We start from the raw sequence: 9,386 nt of genomic DNA, 5'->3' as shown, positions 1-9,386 counted from the left end.
GATCGGGGATGGGGGAGTTGAAACCGGTTCAGACCGACAGCAGTTGCCGGATGTGGTCCACATCCGTGCTGTTGCGCTGCGTCTCGTGTACGAAGCGGCCGCCTTCGATGACCAGCAGCCGGTCTGCCACGTCCAGCGCAAAGCTCAGCACCTGCTCGGAAAACACGATCGTGATGTCGCGCGTGCGGCGGATCTCGTCCAGCGCGCGGGCGATGTCCTTGATGATCGACGGCTGGATGCCTTCGGTGGGCTCGTCGAGCAGCAGCACCTTGGGATCGGCCACCAGCGCCCGCGCGATCGCCAGCTGCTGCTGCTGGCCGCCGGACAGGTTGCCGCCCTTGCGCCGGCGCATGTCGAACAGCACCGGGAACATCGCGAAGATCTCCTCGGGGATGCGCCGGCGCTTTCCCTGCGCCATGCCGGTGAGGATGTTTTCCTCGACGCTCAGGTGCGAGAAGATCATGCGCCCCTGCGGCACATAGCCCAGGCCCGCGCGCACGCGGCGATAGCTCTCGTCGCGGGCGACATCCCTGCCATCGATGTAGACCTGGCCCGAGCGCACCGGCAGCATGCCGATCATCGCCTTGAACAGCGTGGTCTTGCCCATGCCGTTGCGGCCCATGATGGCCACCGTTTCGCCCTGCGCGGCGGCAAACGAAACGCCGTGCAGTGCCTCGCTCTGGCCATAGTTCACGACCACGTTGTCGACTGTGAGCATGTGAGATTCTCCGTCGGTAGCAGGTGGCCGCGTCAATGGCCCAGGTAGACGTCGATCACGCGCGGGTCGTTCTGCACCTGGGTCATCGAACCCTCGGCCAGGATCTTTCCCTGGTGCATCACGGTGACCTTGTCGGCGATCTGCTTGACGAAGTCCATGTCGTGCTCGATGACGATCACGGCGCGGCCCTTGCTGACGCGTTTGAGCAGTTCGGCGGTCTGTTCGCGCTCGCGCACGCTCATGCCGGCAATCGGCTCGTCAAGCATCAGCAACCTGGGCTCTTGCATCAGCAGCATGCCGATCTCCAGCCACTGCTTCTGGCCATGCGACAGTTGCGCGGCCTCGCGCTCCAGCGCATCGGCCAGGCCAATCTCCGCGGCCACCTCGGCCACGCGCTGGCGGACCTCGACGGTGGCGCGAAAAGCCAGGGCGCCCAGCACGCCGCGTCCGCGCGGGAACGACACCGCCAGGTTCTGGAACACACTCAGGTTCTCGTAGATCGATGGCGTCTGGAACTTGCGGCCTACACCGGCGCGTACGATCTGGTACTCGGGCAGGCCCGTCAGCTCGCGGTTGGCAAACTTGATGCTGCCGCCGCTGGCGCGGGTCTTGCCGCACACCAGGTCCAGCAGCGTGGTCTTGCCGGCACCGTTCGGGCCGATGATCACGCGCAGCTCGTTGCGGTCGACATAGAGCGTGAGGTTGTCGATGGCCTTGAAGCCATCGAACGAGACCGTCAGATCTTCCACTGCCAGCATGAAGTCGGTATTGCTCATGGTGTCTGCCTCGCGGGTCAGGCCGTCGTGGCCGGGATGCGCTCGGCCGGCGCGGGCGGATCGTCGGCACGCCGGCGCGCCAGGCACTTGCGGTAGAGGCCGGCCAGCCCGTCAGGGAAGGCCACCACCACGCCGATGAACAGCGCCGCCATCAGGAACAGCCAGAGATCCGGGAAACTCTCGGAGAAATAGGTCTTGCCGGCATTGACCAGCAAGGTGCCCCAGACCGCGCCCACCAGGCTCATGCGCCCGCCCACGGCCGCGAAGATCACCATTTCGATCGACGGCACGATGCCGACGAACGATGGCGACATGAAGCCGACCTGCAGCGTGAACATGGCGCCGCCGATGGCGGAAAGCGCGGCGGCCAGGCAGAACACGAACACCTTGAACATCGCCACGTCGTAGCCGGAGAAGCGCACGCGATCCTCTTTGTCGCGCATGGCCAGCAGCAGCACGCCAAGCTTGCTGCGCTGGATCCAGCGGCACAGGGCGACGGCGCCGAACAGCAGAGCCACGTTGACGAAGTAGAGATTGAGCCTGGCGCTGTCCGTGCGGATGTCCCAGCCGAGCATCGTCTTGAGGTCGGTAATGCCATTGACGCCGCCGGTATAGCCTTGCTGGCCGATGATCAGCACCGACAGGATCAGCGCCACCGCCTGGGTGATGATCGCGAAGTAGACCCCGCTGACGCGACGCCGGAACATGGCGAAGCTGACTACGAAGGCCAGCAGCACCGGGATCGCGACCACGCCGGCCATCGCGAACGGCAGGTGCCGGAACGGCTCCCACCACCACGGCAGCGCGCTCAGCTGGTTCCAGTCCATGAAGTCGGGAATGCCCGGCGTGGACTGGATCGCCGTGCTCCTGGGGTCGGATGCTTCGAGCTTCAGGAACATGGCCATGGCGTAGCCGCCGAGGCCGAAGAACACGCCTTGCCCGAGGCTCAGCACGCCGCCGTAGCCCCACAGCATGACCAGGCCCACGGCCACGAAGGCGTAGCTGAGATACTTGCCGACCAGGTTCAGGCGGAACACGTCCAGCGCCAGCGGCATGGCCACCAGCAGCACCAGCGCAAGCAGTGCGTAGCCGGCCCATTCGCCGCCGGCGCGCAGCCGCTGCAGCAGGGGCAGGATGGATTTCGAAGGGCACATCGTCGGGCTCCTTGGCAATGGTTCAGCGACGCACCGCCGGGGCGAACAGGCCTTGCGGGCGGATCATCAGGATCGTTACGATCAGCAGCAGCGTCAGCACGCGTGCCATTGACCCCGTCATGAAGAATTCCGTGATCGACTGCGTCTGCGCGATGCCGAAGGCCGACGCCACCGTGCCGGCGAGGCTGGCTGCGCCGCCGAACGTGACCACGAGGAAGGCGTCGACGAGGTAGAGCGAGCCGCTGGTCGGTCCCGTGGAGCCGATCGTCGTGAAGGCCGCGCCAGCCACGCCGGCGATGCCGCAGCCGATGGCAAACGTCAGCCGGTCGGTGCGGCGCGTGTTGATGCCGGCGGCGTTGGCCATGGCCCGGTTGGCGGTGGTGGCGCGCACGCGCAGCCCCCAGCGCGAGCGGTACAGCGCCAGCCAGACCAGCCCGGCCACGCACAGCGTCAGCGCCATCACGAACAGGCCGTTGATCGGGATATCGAGGCCGGGGGCAGGCGCCCACGAACCCATCAGCCAGTCGGGCAGCGTCGGGCTGACTTCCTTGGGGCCGAAGGTCGAACGGAATGCCTGCTGCATGCCGAGCGACAGCCCCCAGGTGGCCAGCAGCGTATCCAGCGGCCGCTTGTAGAGGTGCCGGATCAGCGCCCATTCGGCCAGCCAGCCGGCACTGAAGGCAATGGCAAACGCGGCGCAAATGGCCACGGGGAAGTAATGGGGCATCCACGCCGGCGCCAGGCGCTCGACCGTGGTGGATGCCAGGAAGATGGTGTAGGCGCCGATGGCCATGAACTCGCCATGGGCCATGTTGATGACACCCATCTGGCCGAAGATGATGGCCAGGCCCAGCGCCATCAGCAGCAGCACCGAGAACAGGCTCAGCCCGGCAAAGCCCTGCATCAGGGCAATGTTCAGCATGTCGGACAGATTCATGGAAGACGGCTCCGGCGGTCATCGGATCAGGAAGGCGCCTGCCGGCGCCGGTACGGCAAAGCGCTTACTGGTAGCCCTTCGGGAACGGGTTGGGCGGAATCAGCTGCGGAGATTCGGCCACCACCTTGAACTGGCCGTCAAGCTGCGCCAGGCCCACCCGCGTCCTGCTCCACAGGTGATGGTTGGTGTCGACCTTGACGTAGCCTTCCGGCGCGGTTTTCAGCTCGATGCCGGGCGACGCCGCCACGACCTTGTCGATATCGAAGCTGCCGGCCTTCTCGACGGCGGCCTTCCACAGCCACGGGCCCAGGTACGCGGCCTGGGTGACGTCGCCGATCACGGCCTTGCCGCCGTATCTGGCCTTGAAGGCATCGACGAACTGCTTGTTGTTGGCGTTGTTCAGCGACTGGAAGTACTTCATGGCGGCATAGAAGCCGGCGATGTTCTCGCCGCCGATGCCGAGCACTTCGTCCTCCGTGACCGAGATGGTCAGCAGGAACTGCTTGTCGGCGGTGATGCCGGCAGCCTTCAACTGCTTGTAGAAGGCCACGTTGGAGCCGCCCACCACGATCGCGTAGATGCAGTCCGGCCTGGCCACCTTGATCTTGTTGATCAGCGAGTTGAAGTTGGTATGCCCCAGCGGGTAGTATTCCTCGCCCACCACCTTCAGCTTCAGGAAGTTCTCGATATGCTTGCGCGCGATCTTGTTCGACGTGCGCGGCCAGATGTAATCGGAGCCGATCAGGAAGAAGCTTTTGGCGTTCTTCTGCTTCGCGGCCCAGTCCAGCCCCCAGATGATCTGCTGCGTGGCCTCCTGGCCCGTGTAGATCACGTTCTTGGATTGCTCAAGCCCCTCGTAGAACGTGGGGTAGTAGAGCAGGCCGTTCTCTTTCTCGAAGACCGGCAGCACCGCCTTGCGCGAGGCTGAAGTCCAGCAGCCGAACACGGCCGCGACGCGGTCATTGACGAGGAGCTTGCGCGATTTCTCGGCAAAGGTCGGCCAGTCGGAGGCGCCGTCCTCCTTGATCACCCGGACCTTGCGGCCCAGGATGCCGCCCGCCGCGTTGATCTGGTCGATGGCAAGTTGTTCGGCCTGGATCGAGCCGGTTTCCGAAATTGCCATGGTGCCCGTGGCCGAGTGCAGCTGGCCGACGGTGACTTCGGTATCGGTCACGGCCAGCCTGGTGGTATTGACCGTGGCGGTGGGCAGGCTGGCGCCATGAGCCTGCGCCGCCATGCCGGCCAGCGGCAGCGCGGGCAGGGCGGCCAGTCCCTGCATCAGGCGACGGCGCGGCAGCGAGACCGCGCCGCCGTCGGGTGTGGAAGGGGAACCGCTACTGTCTTTGTCACGCATGATCGACGCTCCTTGGAGGCGAGGTGAGATTGGCTGATCCGTCTTGGTCAAAGCACTCCTGCGGGCCGATCATGCTGCGTCGCCACACTGGCGGCCATACGTTATTCAACGTACGCGGGGGAGAGTGTGGCGGCGGCCTTCGCAACCGGCAATGGCATGTCGCCTCACGGCATGGCTCTTGCGTCAGCGCGGCATCACTCCCTGCCAGGTGCCCCCGGCCCCTTCCAACCATGTCGAGCGCCAGCCAGCCAGTCCAGCGCATCAGCAAGATCCGGCGCGACTACAACCGCTGGGTGGCCGACGAGACCCTTGAGGACTACGCCCTGCGCTTTGCACCAAAGTCGTTCCGAAAATGGAGCGCCTTCCGCGTGGCCAATACCGCTTTTGGTGCAGTTGCTTTCCTCGCGCTAGAGGCCATCGGCGCCGCCATCACGCTGAGCTACGGCTTTACCAACGCGATGTGGGCCATCGGCGCGGCAAGCCTGGTGATTTTCCTGACCGGCCTGCCGATTTCCTACTACGCGGCCCGCCACGGACTCGACATAGACTTGCTGGCGCGCGGTGCCGGGTTCGGCTACCTGGGTTCGACGATCACTTCGCTGATCTATGCGAGCTTTACCTTCATCTTCTTCGCGCTCGAGGCCGCCATCATGGCGCAGGCCTTCGAGCTGCTGTTCGGCCTGCCACGGCCTGTCGGCTACCTGTTGTCGGCCATTGTCGTCATCCCGCTGGTCACCCATGGCGTGACGCTGCTGTCGCGCATCCAGCTGTGGACGCAGCCGGTGTGGCTGGCACTGCTGGTGCTGCCCTACGCACTGATCCTCTGGCGCGAGCCGCACCGCTATGCGGAATTCCTGTCCCTGAACGGCCGGCTGGCCGATGGCGATGGCTTCTCGTGGCAGGCATTCGGGGCCGCGGCCACCGTGGCGGCTGCGCTGATCGCCCAGATCGGCGAGCAGGTGGACTTCCTGCGCTTCATGCCGCCGCTGACGCAGCGCAACCGCGTGCGCTGGTGGAGCGCGCTGATCGCGGCCGGCCCGGGCTGGATCGTGCCGGGAGCAGCGAAGATGGCAGGGGGTGCGTTCCTCGCCTTTGTGGTGCTGCAGTCGGAACTGCCGATTGCCCATGCGCTGGAGCCCACTCAGATGTACCTGGCTGGCTTTGCACACGGACTCGGCGGGAGCTGGCCGGGATGGGTCGCGGTGGTGCTGACGGGACTGTTTGTCCTCATCTCGCAGACCAAGATCAATATCACCAATGCCTATGCGGGCTCGCTGGCGTGGTCGAACGTGTTCGCGCGGCTCACGCACAGTCACCCGGGCCGTGTGGTGTGGCTGGCGTTCAATGTGCTGATCGCCGTAATGTTGATGGTGATGGGCGTGTTCGAGGCCATGGAGCAGGTACTGGCGCTTTATGCCCACCTGGCCGTTGCGTGGGTCGGCGCGATCTGTGGCGACCTCGTCATCAGCAAGCCGCTCGGGCTTTCTCCCAAGGACATCGAGTTCCGGCGCGCCTACCTGTTCGATATCAATCCGGCCGGCTTCGGCGCGATGATGCTGGCCTCGGCCTTGTCGATGCTGGTCCACCTGGGGGTGTTTGGCGACACACTGCGACCGGCGTCGGTTGGTGTGGGACTTCTGCTGGCGATCGTGTTGCCACCGTTGATCGCCATCGCCACGCACAGCCGCTATTTCGTTGCGCGCACGCCGGTCGATTTTGGCCGGCGCCACGCCGTGATCCGTTGCGCGATCTGCCGCAATCCGTTCGAGAAGGAGGACGTGGCAGCCTGCCCGGCCTATCGCGGCCCGATCTGCTCGCTCTGCTGCACGCTCGACGCGCGCTGCGGCGACCGGTGTAAACCGGGCGCCAGCGCACAGGAACAGATCGCCACTGCGCTCACGCGCGTGCTGCCGGCCGGCACGCCACCAGTCATGGCCCGCCGGATCGGCAAGTTCGGCCTGATGCTGGCGGGGATGGTGTTTGCCTTCGGCACCTTGCTGTGGCTGCTCTATACGCAGGAGCAACTGTCCGGCCCGGTGGTGCTGGCTGCCGCGCCCCGTGCCAGCCTGTTCCTGAAGATCGGCGCCGGCCTGATGCTGTTTGCTGCCGTGGCCGCGTGGTGGCTGGTGCTGGCCAATGAGAGCCGGGCGGTGGCGCAGGAAGAGTCGGAGCGCCAGAACCAGTTGCTGCAGAAGGAAATCGACGCCCACCGCCGTACCGATGCGCTGCTGCAAAGCGCCAAGGAAGTCGCCGAGCAGGCCAACCTGGCCAAGAGCCGCTTCATCACCGGCATGAGCCATGAGATGCGCGCGGGCCTCAATTCGATCCTTGGCTACTCGCAGTTGCTGCTGCGCACGCCGGCGCTGCCCGCCGCATGCCGCGAGGACGTGCGGACCATCGGCCGCGCCGGCGAGCACCTGTCGAGCCTTGTCGACGGCCTGCTGGAGCTGTCGCGCATCGAGGCGGGCAAGCTGCGGCTGGAACAGGATGCGGTGGCGCTGGAAGACCTGCTGGACGAACTCGTCCGCATGTTCCGGCCACTGGCAGCGGCGCGCGGGCTGGCGTTCCACTATCGCGTGACCGGCAAGCTGCCGGCGCACGTGCATGGCGACGCCAAGCGCTTGCGCCAGATCATCATCAACCTTGTCACCAATGCCATCAAATTTACGGAGCACGGCGACGTGTCGCTGACCGTGCGCCACCAGCGCGAACTGGCAATGATCACGGTCAGCGATACGGGTCCTGGCATTGCCGCGGAAGACCAGGCGCGCATCTTCGATCCGTTTGAACGCGCCACGCCGCATGACGATCGCGAAGGCATCGGCCTGGGCCTGGCCATTGTGCGCCTGCTGGCAGACCTGATGGGTGGAGACATCCGCGTGCGCAGCGCACCGGGCCAAGGCAGCGAGTTCTCCGTGCGGCTCTATCTCCCGACCGTGGCCGCGGCGGTGACGTGCCCGCAGCGGGCGCCCGCGCCGCCAATGCCGGCGGGAGCGCGCGTGCTGATCGTCGACGACCGCAGGGCCCATCGGGCGGTGCTGCGCGGCTTCCTGGCGCCGCACGGGCTGGCCGTGCATGAGGCGGGGGATGGCGCCGGCGTGCTCCCGGCGCTGTGCCAGTGGCGTCCGCACCTGGTGCTGCTCGACCTGAACCTGCCCGATGCATCGGGTTGGGACCTGTGCCGCCAGATCCGCGCCGAAGCCAATGCGCCGCAAGTGGTGATCGTCTCCGCCAACGCGCACGAAAACACGGAAGAAGCGCGCGCGCTGCACGGCTATCTGGGATTCGTCAGCAAGCCGGTGCGTGAGCGCGAACTGGTCGAGATGGTCCGACGCGCGCTGACGCAGCCGCAGCCTGCGCTCACCCCGGCGCCGGACCTGTTGCGTGAGCTGCTGCAACTGGGCGCCACCGGCCGGCTGCGCGCGCTGGAGGCCCAGCTTTCAGAACTGGCGGAAGGCGGCGGCGCCGTGGCCACGTGGGCACTGCAGATGCTGGCGCTCGCGCGGACCGATGGCACTGCCCTGACCGCATCACTTGGCGAGGCGCTCCATGCATCCCGAACCTGACACCTTTCGCCCGTTGCCGACGATCGAGACCCGCGTACTGGTGGTCGACGACGATGCCGACGCGTGCGGCTTCCTGACGCGCGCGCTGGGTGGCGAAGCCATGCTGGTCCACACCGCCGCGAACGGCAACGCGGCACTGGATGCGCTGACGTCCTTCGCGCCGGATGCGGTGCTGCTGGACGTGGACATGCCGGGCATGGACGGCTTTGCCGCCTGCACGGCGCTGCTGGACCGCCACGCGGACCTGCCGGTGATCTTCATGACCGGACTTGGCGATACCGGTCATATCGTGCGCGGTTTCGAAGTCGGCGCATGCGACTACGTGACCAAACCGGTGGCGATTGCCGAGGTGGTGGCGCGCGTGCGGTCTCATGCGGGCAAGGCACGGCTGGCGCGCAGCGCACGGGAGGCCGTATTCGGCAGCACGGTGCCGATGCTCGCGGCCGGCATCGACGGCCGGCTCCTGTGGATAAACGGCAGCGCGTCAGCCTTGCTGCAGGCCCAGGGATGGCCGGTAGCGATTGCCGGCGCGGTACTGCCTCCCGCGCTGCGCGACGCGGTGTTCCGCCTCTGCAGCGAAGCGGAAACTGGCGCTGATAGTCTTCACCTGCGCCGGTTGACAGGCGAGGCGGGCGACGTGGTCGTGGTGGAACTGTCGTGCAGCGGTCTGGCCCCGGCCGGCCCGGCCCTGACACTGCGCGAGGCCGAGGTGATGGCCTGGGTGGCGCGCGGCAAGACCAATCGCGATATCGCCGACATCCTCGGCATGAGCCCGCGCACGGTGAACAAGCACCTGGAACACATCTACGAGAAGCTCGGCGTGGAAACGCGAACGGCGGCAGTTGCCGCCACCCGGCGCAACTTGGGGACGGCGTGACGTG

Annotated in this window: 7 protein-coding genes; 2 read left to right on the top strand and 5 right to left on the bottom strand. The window is 66.4% G+C overall.

What is annotated here, in order from left to right; translation table 11 throughout:
* Nucleotides 1-28: 28 nt before the first annotated feature.
* From urtE to urtA, 5 genes are all read right to left on the bottom strand, one after another.
* Nucleotides 29-718: an urea ABC transporter ATP-binding subunit UrtE gene (gene urtE, locus AC3WRI_RS12825; RefSeq protein ID WP_010814080.1), complete on the bottom strand. Its 690-nt coding sequence runs from the start codon at nucleotides 716-718 to the stop codon at nucleotides 29-31.
* A 32-nt stretch (nucleotides 719-750) separates the two neighbouring features.
* The gene (urtD, locus tag AC3WRI_RS12820; protein WP_011616337.1) at nucleotides 751-1,494 is read right to left on the bottom strand and encodes an urea ABC transporter ATP-binding protein UrtD; all 744 of its coding nucleotides are present in this window, start codon (nucleotides 1,492-1,494) and stop codon (nucleotides 751-753) included.
* A 17-nt stretch (nucleotides 1,495-1,511) separates the two neighbouring features.
* Nucleotides 1,512-2,648, bottom strand: coding sequence for an urea ABC transporter permease subunit UrtC (gene urtC, locus AC3WRI_RS12815; protein WP_492293400.1), 1,137 nt, complete (start codon nucleotides 2,646-2,648; stop codon nucleotides 1,512-1,514).
* 22 nt (nucleotides 2,649-2,670) lie between these two features.
* Nucleotides 2,671-3,585 carry an urea ABC transporter permease subunit UrtB gene (gene urtB, locus AC3WRI_RS12810; RefSeq protein WP_010814077.1) on the bottom strand — a complete coding sequence of 305 codons (915 nt, stop codon included), beginning with the start codon at nucleotides 3,583-3,585 and terminating at the stop codon, nucleotides 2,671-2,673.
* A gap of 64 nt (nucleotides 3,586-3,649) precedes the next feature.
* Nucleotides 3,650-4,939 carry an urea ABC transporter substrate-binding protein gene (gene urtA / locus AC3WRI_RS12805; RefSeq protein ID WP_011616338.1) on the bottom strand — a complete coding sequence of 430 codons (1,290 nt, stop codon included), beginning with the start codon at nucleotides 4,937-4,939 and terminating at the stop codon, nucleotides 3,650-3,652.
* 230 nt (nucleotides 4,940-5,169) lie between these two features.
* Here urtA and AC3WRI_RS12800 point away from each other — a divergent pair, with 230 nt between their 5' ends.
* Nucleotides 5,170-8,505 carry a hybrid sensor histidine kinase/response regulator gene (locus AC3WRI_RS12800; protein WP_492293399.1) on the top strand — a complete coding sequence of 1,112 codons (3,336 nt, stop codon included), beginning with the start codon at nucleotides 5,170-5,172 and terminating at the stop codon, nucleotides 8,503-8,505.
* Nucleotides 8,489-9,382 (top strand): response regulator transcription factor, encoded by an 894-nt coding sequence (locus tag AC3WRI_RS12795; RefSeq protein WP_011616340.1) that lies wholly within the window; start codon nucleotides 8,489-8,491, stop codon nucleotides 9,380-9,382. Before AC3WRI_RS12800 ends, AC3WRI_RS12795 begins: the two co-directional genes overlap by 17 nt.
* Nucleotides 9,383-9,386 lie beyond the last annotated feature (4 nt).

The sequence above is a fragment of the Cupriavidus sp. FW305-27 genome, assembly GCF_058787995.1.
This window is presented reverse-complemented; position numbering and strand designations above follow the sequence as displayed.